This is a genomic window from Nocardioides coralli (assembly GCF_019880385.1).
GTDB lineage: Bacteria > Actinomycetota > Actinomycetes > Propionibacteriales > Nocardioidaceae > Nocardioides > Nocardioides coralli.
Window position 1 is genome coordinate 1,609,604 of sequence record NZ_CP082273.1, and the last position, 16,727, is coordinate 1,626,330.

Below are 16,727 nucleotides of genomic sequence, written 5' to 3' on the forward strand. Positions count from 1 at the left end.
CGTCCTGCCCACGAGGTCCGTACCCGGACTCCTACTGTCGTCGCATGTCGCCATGCACGGTGCTCGTCGTCGAGGACGACCGCGTGATCAACCAGGCCGTCGCCGACCGCCTTCGCGCCGAGGGGTACGCCGTCGTCCAGGCCTTCGACGGCCCGTCGGCCGTCGCGGAGTGCTCCCGGAGCCGCCCGGACCTGCTCGTCCTCGACGTGATGCTCCCGGGATTCGACGGGCACGAGGTGTGCCGGCGGGTGCAGGCTGAGCGGCCCGTCCCCGTGCTGATGCTGACTGCGCGTGACGACGAGGCCGACATCCTCGTCGGGCTCGGCGTCGGGGCCGACGACTACCTCACCAAGCCGTTCCGGATGCGGGAGGTCGTCGCACGCGTGGCCGCTCTCCTGCGGCGTGTGGAGCGTGCGTCACAGCTCGCCTCCAGCAGCACGGGACCGCTCACCATCGGCGACCTGACCGTCGACCCCGGCACCCGACGCGTCCACCTCGCGGGGACCGAGGTGCGGCTCACCCCCACCGAGTTCGACCTGCTGGTGTGCCTCGCGCGCACACCTGGGCAGGTCCTCACGCGTGATCGGCTGCTCGCCGACGTGTGGGACTGGGCCGACGCCTCGGGCACCCGCACCGTCGACAGCCACGTCAAGGCGCTGCGTGCCAAGATCGGCGCCACCCGGGTCCGCACCGTCCACGGCGTCGGCTACGCGCTGGAGCCCGAGGCATGACACCCGCCTCGCCAGGTCCGCTCGACGCGGTCAGCAGCATCAAGGTCAAGCTCGGAGCCCTGGTGGCCGCCTCGGTCGTCGTGGCCGCGGTGGTCGGCGCCGCGGGGTCCCGGGCCGGCGTACCGCTGCTGCTGGCGTTGCCGGTGGCCGTGGCGCTCGCCCTGGGCGTGACCCAGCTGCTCGCCGCAGGCATGGTGGCGCCGCTGCGGGAGATGACGGTGGTGGCGCAGCGCATGGCTCGTGGCGACTACGCCGGCCGTGTGCGGACCCAGGCCACCGACGAGGTCGGCCGGCTCGCCGCGGCGTTCAACCGGATGGCGGCGGACCTCGCGACCGTCGACCGGGAGCGGCGGGAGCTGGTGGCGACCGTGTCCCACGAGATCCGCACGCCCCTCGCGGCGCTCACGGCGGTGCTCGAGAACCTCGCCGACGGGGTCGTCGCGCCGGACCGCCCGCACCTGCAGGACGCCCTCGAGCAGGCGGAGCGGCTCGGTGCGCTGGTCTCCGACCTGCTGGAGCTCTCCCGCCTCGATGCCGGCGCCACCCGGCTGGACCTCGGTCCCGTGCTGCTCCACGAGCTGGTCGCGCAGAGCCTGCAGCAGGTGGCCGCCTCCGGTCGCGACGTCGGCTACGACGTGCAGGTGCCCGAGAAGCTCTCGGTGACCGGGGACGCGCTGCGGCTGCGGCAGCTGCTCACCAACTCCCTGGACAACGCGGCTCGCCACGGCCCCGCCGGGTCGACGGTCCGGATCACCGCAGGTGAGGAGTCGGGCCGGTGGTGGCTCGAGGTCGCCGACGACGGTCCCGGCGTCGCGCCAGCCGACCGCGAGCGCGTCTTCGACCGCTTCGGCACGGTGACCGACACCCACGGCGGGGGGACGGGTCTCGGTCTGGCCATCGCCCGCTGGGTCGCGACCCTGCACGGCGGCACCCTCCGCTTCGTCGACCCGCCCGGGGGATCGGACGGCGCACGACTCCGCCTCGAGCTGCCCGCCGAGCCCGCCCCCAGCCCGACCGAGGAGACGCTCATGACCACGACCGCCAGCCCTGCCGATCCCGTACCGGTCGCGGCACCGGCCGCACCGCTGCTGGACACGCTCTTCGGCCGCTTCTGGCCCGAGCCGCCCGGACTGCGCGGACCGTTGGCGATCACCGGTGCAGCCGTGGTGGGGGTTCTTGGTGGGGCCCTGCTCACCTTCCGGCCTCCCGGCCTGGCCTGGCTGCTCGTGCTGCTGGCCGCTCTCGTGACCGCGTGGTCGGTGGCACGACACCGGAGCAGCGGGTTCGCCCGGCTCTGCTCGATCCTGGCCGCGCTCCTCGTGCTCCCCGTCGTCCTGCGCGCCGGGGACTGGATGGTCCCGCTCTGCCTGGCAGTGGCCGCCGCCGTGTTCCTCGTCGGCGTCACCAGCGCCCGTGGCCTGCCGGGCATGGTGATCGCCTGGCTCGCCTGGCCGCTCGCCTCCCTGCGGGGCCTGCCCTGGTTCGGACGCCGCCTCCGACTGGTCGGCACCGGCGGTCGCACGCCCGCAGTGGTACGCACCGTGGCCTGGTCGGCCCTCGGCGTGAGCGTCTTCGTGGTCCTGTTCGCCTCCGCCGACGCGCTCTTCGCGAGCTGGGTGGACGCCCTGCTGCCGTCCCTCACGCTGGGTGACGTGGTGGTCCGCGGCTTCGTGGCCGTCCTCGTCTTCGGCCTCACCCTCGCCGCGGCGTACGTCGCCCTCAACCCGCCCCGCACCGACCTGGTGTCCACCGCTGGCGCGCGCCCGCTGGCCAACCGGTTCGAGTGGCTCGCGCCGGTGCTGCTCGTCGACGCCGTGTTCGTGGCGTTCCTGGCAGCGCAGGCCACGGCTGTCTTCGGTGGCCACGCCTACCTCGAGCGCACCACCGGGCTGACCTATGCCGACTACGTCCACGAGGGCTTCGGGCAGCTGACGGTCGCCACCGCGCTCACGCTGCTGGTGGTCTGGGTGGCGGCCCGCCGGGCGGGCAGGTCGCCGGCGGACCGGCGCTGGCTGCTCGCTTCCCTCGGCACCCTCTGCTGCCTGACGCTGGTCGTCGTCGCGTCCGCGCTCCACCGGATGCACGTCTACCAGGAGGCCTACGGCTTCACCCGGCTGCGGCTGCTGGTCGACGCCTTCGAGGGATGGCTGGGGCTGCTCGTGCTGGCCGTGATGGTGGCGGGAACGCTCCGGCTCGGCCGGTGGCTGCCCCGGTTCGCGCTGGTGTCGGGGGCGGCGACCGTCCTCGCGCTGGCGGTCCTCAACCCCGACGCCTGGATCGCCGAGCGGAACATCGACCGGTGGGAGGAGACCGGTCGGCTGGACGTCTTCTACCTCTCCCAGCTCTCCGGTGACGCCACCCCGGTCATCGCCGAACGGCTCCCTCGGCCGCTGGCCGCGTGCGCCGTCGCCGGCTTCGGCGTGCCCCCGGGCGAAAACGTCCTCGACTGGAACCTCGGACGGGAGCGGGCTCGAGCCGCGCTGGCCAGCATCGGACCGGATCCGACGGCGCCGTGCCCCGAGGTCGTGGGCGAGGACTGAGCGCTAGCGGCAGGGGAGCGAGCCCCCTACGATGAGGCGCATGCAGGCGAGCAGGCGATTTCCCAGCCCCGGGCCGGTCGACGGCCGGGGTGCCTGCGGCGCGGCCGCCTGAACCCTGTCGCCGCCGGGCCCGGGGAGTGAGACCGTCCCCGCCCACCTAGACTCTGCGGGTCCTCAGCACTGACTGACGTCCGCACGAAAGGGAGCCATGTCCGGCCCCAACACCGACTACGACCCCGTCCAGGTGACCCCCCTGGACGAGGAGAACGTCGCCGCGATGCGCGACGCGGCGATCGCCGCCATCGAGGCTGCCGCCGACCTCGCGGAGCTGAAGCAGGTCCGGCTCGAGCACGCCGGTGACCGGTCGCCGCTGGCGCTGGCCAACCGCGAGATCGGGGCACTGCCCCCTCAGGCCCGCAAGGAGGCCGGGCAGCGGGTGGGCCAGGCGCGGGGAGCGGTCAACCAGGCGCTGGCCGCGCGCACCGCCGTCCTCGAGGCCGAGCACGAGGAGCGCATGCTCGTCGAGGAGACCGTCGACGTCACGCTGCCCGTCGACCGGGCCCGCCGCGGCAGCCGCCACCCGCTGACGACGGGGTCCGAGCTGATCGAGGACATCTTCGTGGCCATGGGCTGGGAGGTCGCCGAGGGACCGGTCGTCGAGGCGGAGTGGCTCAACTTCGACGCCCTCAACCTCGGGCCGGACCACCCGGCACGCACCATGCAGGACACCTTCTGGACCGAGCCGGCCGACCACCACCTCGTGCTGCGCACCCACACCTCGCCGGTGCAGGCGAGGACGATGCTGACGCGCACCCCGCCGATCTACGTGATCTGCCCCGGGCGGGTCTTCCGCACCGACGAGTACGACGCCACCCACAGCCCGATGTTCCACCAGGTCGAGGGGCTGGTGGTCGACGAGGGCATCTCGATGGCCCACCTGAAGGGGAGCCTCGACCACTTCGCGGCGCGGATGTTCGGCGAGGGGATCGCGACCCGGTTCCGCCCGTCGTACTTCCCCTTCACCGAGCCCTCCGCCGAGGTGGACCTCCGGTGCTTCGTGTGTCGGGGCGTCGACGCCGAGGACTGCCGCACCTGCAAGGGCGAGGGCTGGATCGAGTGGGGTGGCTGCGGGGTGGTGAACCCGCGGGTGCTGACCGCCTGCGGTGTCGACAGCGAGCGCTACACCGGGTTCGCGTTCGGGATGGGCATCGACCGCACGCTGATGTTCCGGACCGGCGCGGCCGACCTGCGCGACTTCTTCGAGGGCGACGTCCGCTTCTCGGCCGACTTCGGAACGGAGCTCTGAGCACATGCGTGCCCCCGTGTCCTGGATCCGCGACTACGTCGACCTGCCGCAGGACCTGGAGCTGTCGGCCTTCGCCGACGCGATGACCGACCTCGGGCTCAAGGTGGAGTCCCTGGACCGTCCCGGCCACGACCTGACCGGCCCCCTGGTCGTCGGCCGGGTGCTGACGATGGAGGCCGAGCCGCAGAAGAACGGCAAGACCATCAACTGGTGCACCGTCGACGTGGGCGACGCCAACGGCACCGGCGATCCCCAGGGCATCGTGTGCGGCGCGCACAACTTCGCGCCTGGCGACCTGGTGGTCGTCGTCCTGCCGGGTGGCGTGCTGCCGGGTGGCTTCGAGATCTCCGCGCGCAAGACCTACGGCCACGTCTCGGCCGGGATGATCTGCTCGGCCAGCGAGCTGGGCCTGGGGGAGGACCACGACGGCATCATCGTCCTGCCACCGGACGCCGGAGCGCCGGGTGACGACGCCATCGGGCTGCTCCACCTGCGCGACGAGGTCGTCGAGTTCGAGATCAACCCCGACCGTGCCTACGCGCTGTCGCTGCGCGGGATCGCCCGCGAGGCCGCGCTGGAGTACGCCGTCCACGGTGGCGGCGCGTCGTTCCGCGACCCGGTCGCGCGCGACGTCCCGCCGGCCGACGACGCCGGCTACCCCGTCGTCGTCGACGACCCGGCAGGTTGCCCGGTCTTCGTGGCCCGCACCGTGACCGGCTTCGACCCCTCCGCCCCGACGCCCGCGTGGATGGCCCGGCGGCTGCTGCGCGCCGGCATGCGGCCCATCTCGCTGGCGGTCGACGTGACCAACTACGTGATGCTCGAGACCGGACGGCCCATCCACGGCTACGACGCCGACACCCTCCAGGGGCCGGTGCGGGTCCGCAGGGCGGAGCCGGGGGAGTCGCTGACCACGCTCGACGGGCAGCGGCGCGAGCTGCATCCCGAGGACCTGGTCGTCACCGACGACTCCGGCCCGATCGGCCTGGGCGGCGTCATGGGCGGTGAGAGCACCGAGATCTCCGCGTCCACGACGCGGGTGCTGGTCGAGGCCGCGCACTGGGACCCGGTCGCGATGTTCCGGACCGGTCGTCGGCACCGTGTCACCTCGGAGGCGGGCAAGCGCAACGAGCGGGGCGTCGACCCCACGATCTGCGAGGCCGCCGCAGACCGCGTCGTCGAGCTGCTGACGACGTACGGCGGTGCGACGGCCGAGCCCGGCGTGACCGTGGTCGGGACCCCGCCGGCCTCCCCGACGATCACCATCCCGGTGGACCTGCCGTCCCGCATCACCGGGATGGACATCGACGCCGACACGACGGTCCAGCACCTGACGGCGGTCGGGTGTGCCGTGCAGCGCGAGGGTGACCGGGTCGCCGCCACGGTCCCGCCGTGGCGCCCCGACCTGCGCGACCCGCACGACCTGGTGGAGGAGGTCGCCCGCATCGTCGGCTACCGCAACGTGCCGTCGGTGCTGCCGCCCGCCCCGCCGGGCCGCGGCCTCACCCGGCGGCAGCGGCTGCGTCGTCGCGTCGGCCGCACACTGGCCGGCTCGGGCTTCGTCGAGGTCGTGAGCTTCCCCTTCGTCGGGCACGCGGACCTCGACCGGCTCCAGCTCCCGGCCGACGACCCGCGCCGGACGGTGCTCACCCTCGCCAACCCCCTCTCCGCGGAGGAGCCGGCGATGACGACGACGCTGCTGCCTGGCCTGCTGCGGGCGGTCGCGCGCAACCACGGGCGCGGTGCCGACGACGTGGCGATCTTCGAGCTCGCCACTGTCACCGAGCCCCGCGGCGAGGCGACCGCCATCCTGCCGGTCGACCGCCGCCCCGACGACGACGAGTACGCCGCGCTGGTCAAGGCCGTCCCCGAGCAGCCGCTCCACCTCGGCGTGGTCGCGGTGGGCGAGCAGGTCCGGTCCGGCTGGTGGGGTGAGGGCCGGACGTTCGAGTGGAGCGACGCGGTCGCCGCCGTTCGTGACGTCGCCGACGTGCTCGGCGTCGACCTGCAGGTCAGCGCGTCCACGCACGCGCCGTGGCACCCGGGCCGCTGCGCGGCGCTGCTGGCGGAGGGTGTCGTGGTCGGCTGGGCCGGCGAGCTGCACCCGCGGGTGTGCGCCGCCTTCGACGTGCCGTCCCGTGCCGTGGCCGCGGAGGTGGACCTGGACCGCCTCTTCGCGCTCGCCCCCGAGGAGGTCCGGGCCCGCGGCTGGTCGCACTACCCCGTGGCCAAGGAGGACGTCGCCCTGGTCGTCGACGAGGGGGTCACCGCTGCCGAGGTCGAGGCCACCCTGCGGGAGGGCGCGGGTGACCTGCTCGAGTCGGTGCGACTGTTCGACGTCTACACCGGTGCCCAGGTCGGGGAGGGGAAGAAGTCCCTGGCGTTCGCCCTCCGCTTCCGGGCCACCGACCGCACGCTCACGGAGGGGGAGGCATCGGCCGCGCGGGAGGACGCCGTCGCCCTGGCGGGCGAACGGCACGGCGCGATCCTGCGGAGCTGACCCCGGTCAGGCGGCGCGGTCGGGCAGATCGAGCTGGTCCTGCACCCAGCGCCACATCCGGTCGACCTGCGCGGCCGTGCTGCGGGTCCGTGGGGTGAGGGCGACGGGCCGTTGCCGCCGGTCGTGCCAGAGCGTGCCGCCCTCGGGCGCCGGCTCCACGGCGGCGAGCCAGACGGTGGTGTCGGCACCCTGGTGGAGGTCCCGCAGCACCGGACCGGTCACGCGGTGGAAGGTCGGCAGGGAGTCCAGCACCCCGGGCGTGTCCGCCCACCCGGGGTGGGTCGCGTAGACCGAGACGCCCGCCGCTTCCCACCGCTCCTGGAGTCGCGGCAGGAGCTCGACCTGCGCGCGTTTGCTCCTGGCGTACGCCGTGGTGCCCGAGTAGTCGCCCCGGCGGTACTCGGGATCGTCGTCCCGCAGCCGCTGGGCGTACATCCCACCCGAGGTCACGAACAGCACCCGCGCGTCGTTCCCGTCCAGGGTCGGCAGCAGCCGCTCGGTGAGCAGCACCGGGGCCAGCACGTGGAGCGCCATCGTCAGCTCGTGCTCCTGGGGTGACAGCGTGCGCTGGGCAGGCAGGGCCCCGGCGTTGTGGACCAGGGCCGCGAGTGGGGGAGCCGTGGCCGCGATGCCCGTGGCCAGGCGTTCGACCTGCGCGAGGTCGCCGAGGTCTGCGGTCCACAGCGTGAACCTGTCGCCGTGGGTGGCGACCAGGCGGTCCTGCACGGATCGACCCTTGTCGGAGTCGCGCACGACGAGGTGCACGTGCGCGCCCAGTGCTGCCAGCTCGTCGGCGGTCTGCGTGCCGAGTCCCGAGGACGCCCCGGTCACGAGCGCGTGGCGGCCGGCCAGGGCGTGCGGGGACGGGTCGGCCGGCCATCCCGGCAACGCCTTGCGGACCAGGTAGCCGACCTTGCTGTAGCCGGGAGCGATCGTCCGGTCGAGGGTCGTGTCCACCGCACGCGCCAGCCGCTCACCCGTCATCGCTTCCCCCGTCCGCGCAGCACGGTGCCGTCCGTGTAGGCGACCATGCGGTTGAAGACCGCTGTCGCGTTGCGGGTCGAGGCGGGCGCGGGTGGCGGTGCGTCCTCCAGCAGCCCGAGGACGCGTCGCGAGCCCTCGGAGCCGAGGGCGGCTCCTGCCCCCGCCGTCATCGCCGCGGCGTCACGCACGATCCGGCCCTCGACGCTCCAGATCGCCTCGAAGTGCCGCTCGGGCTCCGGTACCGCGTCCTGTCCGGGGAGCTCGATGGCGACCAGCACTGCGGCGAGGCTGGCCCCGTCGCACACCACGATCCACTCCCGCAGCAACGGGGAGTCGTCCGGAAGAGCCACCCGCACCGGCCGGGCGTCGTCGTCGTGCTCGGTGAAGTTCGCCATCACCATCGCCCCGCGGGCGGTACGCGCCAGGTCCTCCCAGCGGGCCCGCGAGTGGCCGAAGTAGCGCGCCTTCTGGAAGGTGCCGATCAGCACGGCCTGCGTGGCCGCGGCGACGCTCTCGTCCTCGATCGCCCACGACAGCGCCAACAGCGTCCGCTTCGTCAGGGTGTAGGAGGGGAGGGTCGGGTGGCGCGCGGACAGGGCGGCGTAGACCGACCCGGAGTCCTCGACGGACCCGGCGCGCACCGCGGCGGCGATGGCCTGCTCCAGGCGGACACCGTGGTCACGCTCCTCCAGCACCCGCTGGACCGCGCGCACGTCGTCACCTGTGTAGCGCCGGTGCCCGCTCGGCAACCGGATCGGCTCGGGAAACCCGTGACGGGTCTCCCAGGTGCGCAGCAGCTCGGGGGTGAGACCGGTGTGGGCCGCGAGCTCCCCGATCGTGAGCAGCGTGTCAGGTGCTGGGGGGGCCCCTTGCGTCTTCGTCGTCTCCGTGCTCATACTTGAACAGTAACCTAAACAACGTGTTTAGGAAACTGTTGAGGAGGAAGTCATGAGCACCAGCACCCACGAGTCCAGCAACCAGGTCGTCGACTGGACCGACCTCGGCCGCGAGATGTGGTCGTTCCTGACCGGCCGCCGCGCCGCGATCAACTACCAGTTCGTCGACATGTCCGTCGAGATCCCGCGGGACACCGGACCCAGCGCCCCTCGGGCCGTGTGGAAGTTCGACGGTACCCTCCGGGTCTCCACCGACGACTCCACCACGCGGGAGTCCTCGTGACCGCGAGGGTCACCCGCGTGGAGGCCGACCTGTGCTTCCAGGTCGACGTCGACGGTCGGCCACCGGTCACCGGCTCGCTCACCGGCAGCGGCAGCGACCTCACGCTCGCCGTGAGCGACCCGGCGGCCTTCGCCGGCGGCAGCGACGCGGAGTCCTTGCGTCGCGTCGCCGACGAGCTGGCGGACCTCGGCCTGCGCGTGCGGGTCACCGACCGCGGGGGTCGCAGCCTGCTGCGGATGGGCGACGTCCGCACCCCCTGGTGGCAGCGTCCGGTGACCCGCAGCGCCCACCTGCGCGTTGCGGGCGTCCGGGGTCTGCTGGCCGCCGGTCGAGGTCGGGCACGTGACGCCGGCGGAGCGCTGCCGGGCGGCGGCCTCACGCCGCCCTCCACGCCGTACCCGGTCGCGCCGACCTTCCTGCGACGCCCGGTGAAGCGGGTGACCACGACGCACGACCCGGGTCGTGGCGGTGGTCCCCGACTGGTCGAGGTGCCGATGACGGACGTCGCGCGCAGCGACCATCCCGTGCACTGGCTGCAGAGCGAGGTCACGACGATCGGTAGCGACCCCGCGTGCGACGTCGTGCTGCCGGGACTCGCCGCCAGGCATGCGGAGGTGCGTCACGACGCGGACGACGAGTTCGTGCTCGTGGCGCTGCACCCGGATGTGCGCGTGCACGGCGAGCGGATCCGGGAGCGGGTCCTGCGGACGGGGTCACGGGTCGACCTCGGTGTGCGCCAGCTCGTCTTCTCCCGGGAGGAGTACGCCGACCACGGTCGGCCCTACGGCGGCCGGATCGGTGGCGAGCTCGGGTTCCAGCGGCCCCAGCCGCCGCGGCACGCCCTCCGGGAGGACCGGCCGACCGGATCGGCCGACTAGTTGATCGGCTGGTGGATGACCTGCCGGAAGTGGTCGACGATCTTCAGGTCGCCGGCCAGGTGGATCTCCGATCCGTCACCGCGGCGCCACAGCCGCGTCAGCAAGGGCGCGGCAGCGCCGCTGATGACGGCGTCGGGCTCGACGCCCGGGTCCGCCACGACGTGGATGTCGTCCTCGTCGTGGTGGGTCCCCTCGGCATCGTCCCCGGAGAAGCGGCCCAGCTGTACCCACACCTGCTCGTCGGTGTCGGTGATGTCCAGCCGCAGGTAGTGGGGGAGCGGGCTGAAGCTGCCCCACGGCGGGCACCCGCCGTACATGACGTCGAGCACCTCGTCCACGCCGTCAGCGGCGAGAGCCGCGTCCAGCGGTGACTCCGCACCCGCGGCCTGCTCGGCGTCGACCCGGTGGACCAAGGCCTCGAGCGCCTGGCGACGCATGATGAAGCCGACCGTCTGCTCGGTGGACCACGTCCAGGCCTCGTCGGGCGCCTCCGCCGCCGCCAGCGCGTCCTGCAGTGCCCGTGACCGCTCGTCGAAGACGGCGAGCATCTCGGTGTGCCCCGAGGGTCGTTTGGGGTCGGGGTAGTCGTCCGGTGCCTTGGGCCGGTGCGTGACGACGTGGGCCCAGAAGTCCTGGACCTCGGTGAGGTGCCACAGCAGGTCGGCGGCGTTCCAGTCCGGGCAGCCCGGGACGCGGGCCGACGGCTCACACGACGAGAGCACCTCGCGGAATCGTGATGATTCGGACGCGAGGTGCCGGAGGTAATCCTCGGAGTCGAGCTTCATCCTCGCAGGCTAGACCCGCTGGTCGCGCACGTCACGGGACCGATCGCAGATGCATGATCGTGCTATTGCATGTATGGTCATGCACATGCCAGTCAGCGTCGCTGTTGCCGGAGCGAGCGGGTACGCCGGGGGCGAGGTGCTTCGGCTCCTGCTCGGCCACCCGGACGTCGAGATCGGTGCCCTCACGGGTGGTTCCAACGCGGGTCAACCCCTGGGGGCGCTGCAGCCCCACCTCGGCCCGTTGGCCGACCGGGTGCTCGACGAGACCACCCCCGAGACCCTCGCAGGCCACGACGTCGTGGTCCTCGGGCTTCCGCACGGGCAGTCGGGGCCACTGGCGGCTGCTCTGGGCGAGGACACCGTGGTCATCGACTGCGGGGCCGACTACCGGCTGCGCGACGCGGCCGCGTGGCAGCAGTTCTACGGGGGTGACCACGCCGGGTCGTGGCCCTACGGGCTGCCGGAGCTGCCGGGCCAGCGCGACCGGCTGTCCGGGGCAGCCCGGATCGCCGTGCCGGGCTGCTACCCGACCGTCTCGACGCTGACCCTCGTCCCCGCCCTGGCCGCCGGCCTGGTCGAGCCCGACGTCGTGGTGGTCGCCGCCTCGGGCACCAGCGGTGCCGGCAAGGCGGCCAAGCCGCACCTCCTCGGCAGTGAGGTCATGGGCAACGCCAGTGCCTACGGCGTCGGGGGTGTCCACCGGCACACCCCGGAGATCGTCCAGAACCTCACCCAGGTCGCCGGAGGTGACGTGCGGGTCAGCTTCACGCCGACCCTGGTCCCGATGTCGCGGGGGATCCTCGCCACGTGCTCGGCGCCGCTCGCGGGCGACGTCAGCGCCGACGAGGCGCACGCGGTCTACGAGAAGGCCTACGCCGACGAGCCGTTCGTGCGCGTCCTGCCCCCGGGCCAGTGGCCGCAGACCCAGTCCGTGCTCGGCTCCAACGCCGTCCAGGTGCAGGTGACCGTCGACGAGGCCGCACGCCGCCTCCTCGCCGTGGGTGTCGTCGACAACCTCGCCAAGGGGACCGGAGGCGCCGCCGTGCAGTGCCTCAACCTCGCGCTGGGCATGCCGGAGACGACCGGCCTGACGACGGTCGGGCTCGCCCCGTGAGCATCACGACCCCGGCCGGCTTCCGGGCCTCGGGCGTGGCCGCCGGTCTCAAGTCCACCGGCGCGCGCGACGTGGCGCTCGTCGTCAACGACGGGCCCCGCCACGACTCCGCGAGTGTCTTCACGGCCAACCGCTGCAAGGCGAATCCCGTGCTCTGGAGCGAGGAGGCCGCCCGCGACGGAGTCGTGCGGGCGATCGTGCTCAACTCGGGTGGCGCGAACTGCTACACCGGCCCGGACGGCTTCCAGACCACCCATGCGGTCGCCGAGCGGGTCGCGGGACACCTCGGGATCGGGGCCGTCGACGTCGTCGTGTGCTCCACGGGGCTGATCGGCCTGGCCAACGACCGCGACGCCGTCCTCGCGGGGGTCGACGCGGCGTACGCCGGCCTCGCGCCCGACCGGGGTGCTGATGCCGCCGAGGCGATCATGACGACCGACTCCGTCAGCAAGCAGGTCGTCGTCGAGGGTGCCGGGTGGAGCATCGGCGGCATGGCCAAGGGCGCGGGCATGCTCGCGCCCCAGCTGGCGACGATGCTCGTGGTGCTCACCACCGACGCGGTGGTGGACGCGGCCGAGCTCGACGCCGCGCTGCGGTCCGCCACGCGGGTGAGCTTCGACCGGCTCGACTCCGACGGCTGCATGTCCACCAACGACACGGTCTCGGTGATGGCCAGCGGCGCCTCGGGCATCACGCCGACCACCGACGACTTCACCGACGCGCTGACCCGGGCCTGCACCGACCTCGCCATGCAGCTCCTCGCCGACGCCGAGGGAGCCGGCCACGAGATCGCGATCACCGTCCTGGGTGCGGCGAGCGAGGACGAGGCGGTCGAGGTCGGCCGCAGCGTGGCGCGCAGCAACCTGTTCAAGACCGCCGTCTTCGGGAACGACCCCAACTGGGGCCGCGTGCTGGCCTCCATCGGCACCACGGGTGCCGCCTTCGACCCGGCCGACCTCGACGTCGCCATGAACGGCGTCTGGGTGTGCCGACGCTCCACCCCGGCGGAGGACCCCGCCAAGGTCGACCTGTCGGGTCGCGAGGTGAGCGTGACCATCGACCTCAAGGCGGGGCCCGCCCGGGCCACCGTCTGGACCAACGACCTGACCCACGCCTACGTCCACGAGAACAGCGCCTACAGCTCATGACCACGTCACAGCCCCAGACCCCCGACGTCCCCGACCTCCCCGACCTCACCGCGCAGCACGAGCGGGCCTCGGCCAAGGCGCGGGTGCTCGCCGGCGCCCTGCCCTGGCTGAAGCGCTACCACGGCAAGGTCGTGGTGGTGAAGTACGGCGGGAACGCGATGACCGACGACACCCTCAAGCAGGCCTTCGCAGAGGACATCGCCTTCCTGCGGTTCGCGGGCTTCCGGCCGGTCGTCGTGCACGGCGGCGGCCCCCAGATCTCGACGATGCTGGACCGCCTCGGCATCGAGTCGGAGTTCCGCGGGGGGCTCCGCGTCACCACCCCCGAGGCCATGGACGTGGTGCGCATGGTGCTGGTCGGGCAGGTGCAGCGCGAGCTGGTCGGGCTGATCAACGACCACGGACCCCTCGCGGTCGGCCTGTCCGGCGAGGACGCCGGGCTGTTCACCGCCAAGCCGGCCAACACGATCGTCGACGGCGAGGAGGTCGACCTCGGCCTCGTGGGTGAGGTCGCGTCCGTACGCCCGGAGGCGGTGGTCGACCTCGTCGACGCCGGGCGGATCCCCGTCATCTCGAGCGTCGCGCCCGACGCCGACGGCCGGGTCCACAACGTCAACGCCGACACCGCGGCCTCCGCCCTGGCGATCGCGCTCGGCGCGGAGAAGCTGCTGGTGCTCACCGACGTCGAGGGGCTCTACCGCGACTGGCCCGACAGCGACGACGTGATCCAGGAGATCAGCCCCGAGGCGCTCGAGGAGCTGATGCCGACGCTGGCCAGCGGCATGGTCCCGAAGATGACCGCCTGCCACCGGGCGGTGACCGGCGGCGTGGCCAAGGCGACCGTGGTCGACGGTCGCGAGCCGCACTCGGTGCTGCTCGAGCTCTTCACCGACGAGGGGATCGGCACCCAGGTGCTCCCCGGCGTACCGACCCGGCTCAGGAAGGCGAAGGGATGACTCTCCAGGACCGCTACCCCCAGGCGCTGATGAACACCTTCGGCCCACCGCGGCTCGCGCTGGTGCGGGGCGAGGGTGCCCGGGTGTGGGACGACGCCGGCCGCAGCTATCTCGACTTCTTCGGCGGGATCGCCGTCAACGCCCTCGGTCACGGCCACCCCGCACTGGTCGACGCGGTCACCGAGCAGCTGCGCACGCTCGGCCACGTCTCCAACTTCTTCACCACCGCCCCCCAGGTGGAGCTGGCCGAGCGCATCCTCGAGCTGCTCGGCGGGTCCGAGGGGAGGGTCTTCTTCGTCAGCTCGGGCACCGAGGCCAACGAGGCGGCCCTCAAGCTCACCCGCCGGACCGGCCGTACCCGGCTCGTCGCCGCGGAGGGCTCGTTCCACGGCCGCACGATGGGAGCGCTGGCGCTCACCCACAAGGCCGCCTACCGCGAGCCGTTCGAGCCGCTGCCCGGCGAGGTCGACTGGGTGCCCTACGGGGACGTCGAGGCGCTGCGTGCTGCCGTCGACGACCGCACGGCGGCCGTCGTCCTCGAGCCCATCCAGGGCGAGGCGGGTGTCGTCGTCCCGCCGGACGGCTACCTCGCAGCCGCGCGCGACATCACTCGCGCCCACGGTGCGCTGCTCTGGCTCGACGAGGTCCAGACCGGCGTGGGACGCACCGGCGAGTGGTTCGCCCACGACCCCGCCGTCGCCCCCGACGTGGTCACCCTCGCCAAGGGGCTCGGCGGCGGGATCCCCGTCGGCGCGTGCGTCGGACTGGGGGAGGCGGGAGCGCTGCTCGGGCCGGGCAACCACGGCACGACCTTCGGCGGCAACCCGGTCGCCTGCGCGGCCGGCCTCGCCGTCATCGAGACCGTCGAGAAGGAGGGGCTGCTGGGCAACGCCGTCGACCGCGGTGGGCAGCTGGTCGACATGCTCCGGAGCAGTTCCCACGTGACGGCCGTCGAGGGGCGGGGGCTGATGATCGGCGCCCAGCTGGCCGACGAGCGCGCCGTCGGGGTCGTCACCCGGGGGCAGGACGCCGGCTTCCTGCTCAACAACACCGGCCCGGCCCGCCTGCGCTTCGCCCCACCGCTCACCATCACCGAGGCCGACGTGGCCGAGCTCGCCGACGCGTGGGCCGGGATCGTGGAGGACCCCTCGTGACCCGTCACTTCCTTGCCGACGACGACCTCACCCCCGCCGAGCAGGCGGAGGTGCTGGCGCTCGCGCTATCGATGAAGCAGGCCCCGTTCGACCGGCAGCCGCTGGCCGGCCCGCACACGGTCGCCATGATCTTCGACAAGCCGACGCTGCGGACCCAGGCGTCCTTCGCGGCCGGCATCGCGGAGCTCGGCGGCCACCCGATGCTGGTCGACGGCAGCCTCGCTGGCATCGGGGTCCGCGAGTCGATCGCCGACGTCGCCCGCGTCCTGGGACGCCAGGCCTCCGTGGTCGTGTGGCGCACCTACGGGCAGGACCGGATCGAGGAGATGGCGGCGTACGCCGGTGTGCCGGTCGTCAACGCGCTGACCGACGACTACCACCCGTGCCAGCTGCTGGCCGACCTGCTGACGGTGCAGGAGCACCGTGGTCGGCTCGCGGGGCAGCGCGTCGCCTTCGTCGGGGACGGCGCCTGCAACATGGGCAACTCCTGGCTGCTGGCGGGTGCGACCGCGGGCATGCACGTGGTGATCGGCGCCCCGGAGGGCTACGTGCCGGACGCAGCCATGGTGAAGCGCGCGGCGGCGGTCGCCGCCGGGACCGGCGGGTCGGTGGCCCTGGAGACCGACCCGGTGGCGGCCGTCACCGGCGCCGATGTCGTCGTCACCGACACCTGGGTGTCCATGGGCAAGGAGGACGAGGCCGCCGACCGGCTGGCCGACCTCGCGCCGTACACCGTGACCAGCGAGCTGTTCGCCCGCGCGGCCGACGACGCCGTCCTGCTGCACTGCCTGCCGGCCTACCGCGGCAAGGAGGTCGACGCGGAGGTCATCGACGGGCCGCGCAGTCTTGTCTGGGACGAGGCCGAGAACCGGCGCCACGCCCAGAAGGCGATCCTCACGTGGCTGCTGGGGGCCGACGATGACTGACGCCGCCCTCCGGCCGACCACCAAGAGCGCCCGCCACCAGCGCATCATCGCCCTGGTGACCCACCACGAGGTGCGGTCGCAGACCGAGCTCGCCGAGCTGCTCGCCGCGAGCGGCCTCCACGTCACGCAGGCGACGCTGAGCCGCGACCTCGTCGAGCTCGAGGCGGTCAAGGTGCGCGGTCACTCCGGCGCGCTCGTCTACTCGGTGCCGGGGGAGGGCGGCGACCGTCGGCCCGTGGTGCCCGGCGACAACGCCGCGGCACACCAGCGGCTCGCGCGGCTCTGCAACGAGCTCCTGGTCAGCGCCGAGGCCGTCGGCAACCTGGTCGTGCTCCGCACGCCCCCCGGTGCCGCCCAGTTCCTGGCCAGCTCCTTCGACAAGGCAGAGCTGTCCGACGTGCTCGGCACGATCGCCGGCGACGACACCGTGCTGGTGATCGGGCGGGTCTCGGGGGGCGGCGACGCGCTGGCCCGACGATTCGTGGCCCTCGCCGGTGACCAGACGGTCCCCGGCTGAGCGGCCGCC

Annotated in this window: 15 protein-coding genes; 12 read left to right on the plus strand and 3 right to left on the minus strand. The window is 73.3% G+C overall.

Annotated features, from left to right (window positions below; all coding sequences use genetic code 11):
• The first annotated feature begins 44 nt into the window (after positions 1–44).
• The 4 genes from K6T13_RS07875 to pheT all read left to right on the plus strand — a co-directional run bounded on the left by K6T13_RS07875 (position 45) and on the right by pheT (position 7,077).
• Complete coding sequence (locus K6T13_RS07875) at positions 45–731, plus strand: response regulator transcription factor (RefSeq protein WP_222897936.1); 687 nt, start codon at positions 45–47, stop codon at positions 729–731.
• On the plus strand, positions 728–3,271 hold the full coding sequence (locus tag K6T13_RS07880; protein ID WP_222897937.1) for a DUF4153 domain-containing protein: 2,544 nt from the start codon (positions 728–730) through the stop codon (positions 3,269–3,271). The genes K6T13_RS07875 and K6T13_RS07880 overlap by 4 nt, the downstream gene beginning before the upstream one ends.
• 208 nt (positions 3,272–3,479) lie before the next feature.
• Entirely contained in the window at positions 3,480–4,577 is a 1,098-nt protein-coding gene (pheS, locus tag K6T13_RS07885) for a phenylalanine--tRNA ligase subunit alpha (protein WP_222897938.1), read from the plus strand.
• Between the two features lie 4 nt (positions 4,578–4,581).
• The gene (gene pheT / locus K6T13_RS07890; protein WP_222897939.1) at positions 4,582–7,077 is read left to right on the plus strand and encodes a phenylalanine--tRNA ligase subunit beta; all 2,496 of its coding nucleotides are present in this window, start codon (positions 4,582–4,584) and stop codon (positions 7,075–7,077) included.
• Positions 7,078–7,083: 6 nt separating this feature from the next.
• On the opposite strand, the gene K6T13_RS07895 is transcribed toward pheT, so the two are convergent.
• Both K6T13_RS07895 and K6T13_RS07900 read right to left on the minus strand, forming a co-directional pair.
• Positions 7,084–8,061 carry an SDR family NAD(P)-dependent oxidoreductase gene (locus K6T13_RS07895; RefSeq protein WP_222897940.1) on the minus strand — a complete coding sequence of 326 codons (978 nt, stop codon included), beginning with the start codon at positions 8,059–8,061 and terminating at the stop codon, positions 7,084–7,086.
• Positions 8,058–8,957 (minus strand): DICT sensory domain-containing protein, encoded by a 900-nt coding sequence (locus K6T13_RS07900; protein WP_222897941.1) that lies wholly within the window; start codon positions 8,955–8,957, stop codon positions 8,058–8,060. Before K6T13_RS07900 ends, K6T13_RS07895 begins: the two co-directional genes overlap by 4 nt.
• 52 nt (positions 8,958–9,009) lie before the next feature.
• Here K6T13_RS07900 and K6T13_RS07905 point away from each other — a divergent pair, with 52 nt between their 5' ends.
• Positions 9,010–9,240 carry a hypothetical protein gene (locus K6T13_RS07905; RefSeq protein WP_222897942.1) on the plus strand — a complete coding sequence of 77 codons (231 nt, stop codon included), beginning with the start codon at positions 9,010–9,012 and terminating at the stop codon, positions 9,238–9,240.
• Between the two features lie 17 nt (positions 9,241–9,257).
• Positions 9,258–10,118 (plus strand): FHA domain-containing protein, encoded by an 861-nt coding sequence (locus K6T13_RS07910; RefSeq protein ID WP_222897943.1) that lies wholly within the window; start codon positions 9,258–9,260, stop codon positions 10,116–10,118.
• Here the strand turns inward: K6T13_RS07910 and K6T13_RS07915 are convergent.
• On the minus strand, positions 10,115–10,903 hold the full coding sequence (locus tag K6T13_RS07915) for a maleylpyruvate isomerase family mycothiol-dependent enzyme (protein ID WP_222897944.1): 789 nt from the start codon (positions 10,901–10,903) through the stop codon (positions 10,115–10,117). The two genes, K6T13_RS07910 and K6T13_RS07915, sit on opposite strands and share 4 nt — an antisense overlap.
• A gap of 85 nt (positions 10,904–10,988) precedes the next feature.
• Between K6T13_RS07915 and argC the strand changes: the two genes are divergently transcribed.
• Genes argC through K6T13_RS07945 form a run of 6 tightly spaced genes read left to right on the plus strand, consistent with a single transcriptional unit; the run spans position 10,989 to position 16,718 of the window.
• Entirely contained in the window at positions 10,989–12,017 is a 1,029-nt protein-coding gene (argC, locus tag K6T13_RS07920; RefSeq protein WP_346729104.1) for an N-acetyl-gamma-glutamyl-phosphate reductase, read from the plus strand.
• The gene (gene argJ, locus K6T13_RS07925) at positions 12,014–13,165 is read left to right on the plus strand and encodes a bifunctional glutamate N-acetyltransferase/amino-acid acetyltransferase ArgJ (RefSeq protein ID WP_222897946.1); all 1,152 of its coding nucleotides are present in this window, start codon (positions 12,014–12,016) and stop codon (positions 13,163–13,165) included. The genes argC and argJ overlap by 4 nt, the downstream gene beginning before the upstream one ends.
• The gene (gene argB / locus K6T13_RS07930) at positions 13,162–14,121 is read left to right on the plus strand and encodes an acetylglutamate kinase (RefSeq protein ID WP_222897947.1); all 960 of its coding nucleotides are present in this window, start codon (positions 13,162–13,164) and stop codon (positions 14,119–14,121) included. The genes argJ and argB overlap by 4 nt, the downstream gene beginning before the upstream one ends.
• Positions 14,118–15,275 carry an acetylornithine transaminase gene (locus tag K6T13_RS07935; protein WP_222897948.1) on the plus strand — a complete coding sequence of 386 codons (1,158 nt, stop codon included), beginning with the start codon at positions 14,118–14,120 and terminating at the stop codon, positions 15,273–15,275. The genes argB and K6T13_RS07935 overlap by 4 nt, the downstream gene beginning before the upstream one ends.
• Positions 15,272–16,201 (plus strand): ornithine carbamoyltransferase, encoded by a 930-nt coding sequence (argF, locus tag K6T13_RS07940; protein WP_222897949.1) that lies wholly within the window; start codon positions 15,272–15,274, stop codon positions 16,199–16,201. The genes K6T13_RS07935 and argF overlap by 4 nt, the downstream gene beginning before the upstream one ends.
• Positions 16,194–16,718, plus strand: coding sequence for an arginine repressor (locus tag K6T13_RS07945; protein WP_222897950.1), 525 nt, complete (start codon positions 16,194–16,196; stop codon positions 16,716–16,718). The genes argF and K6T13_RS07945 overlap by 8 nt, the downstream gene beginning before the upstream one ends.
• Positions 16,719–16,727: the final 9 nt, after the last annotated feature.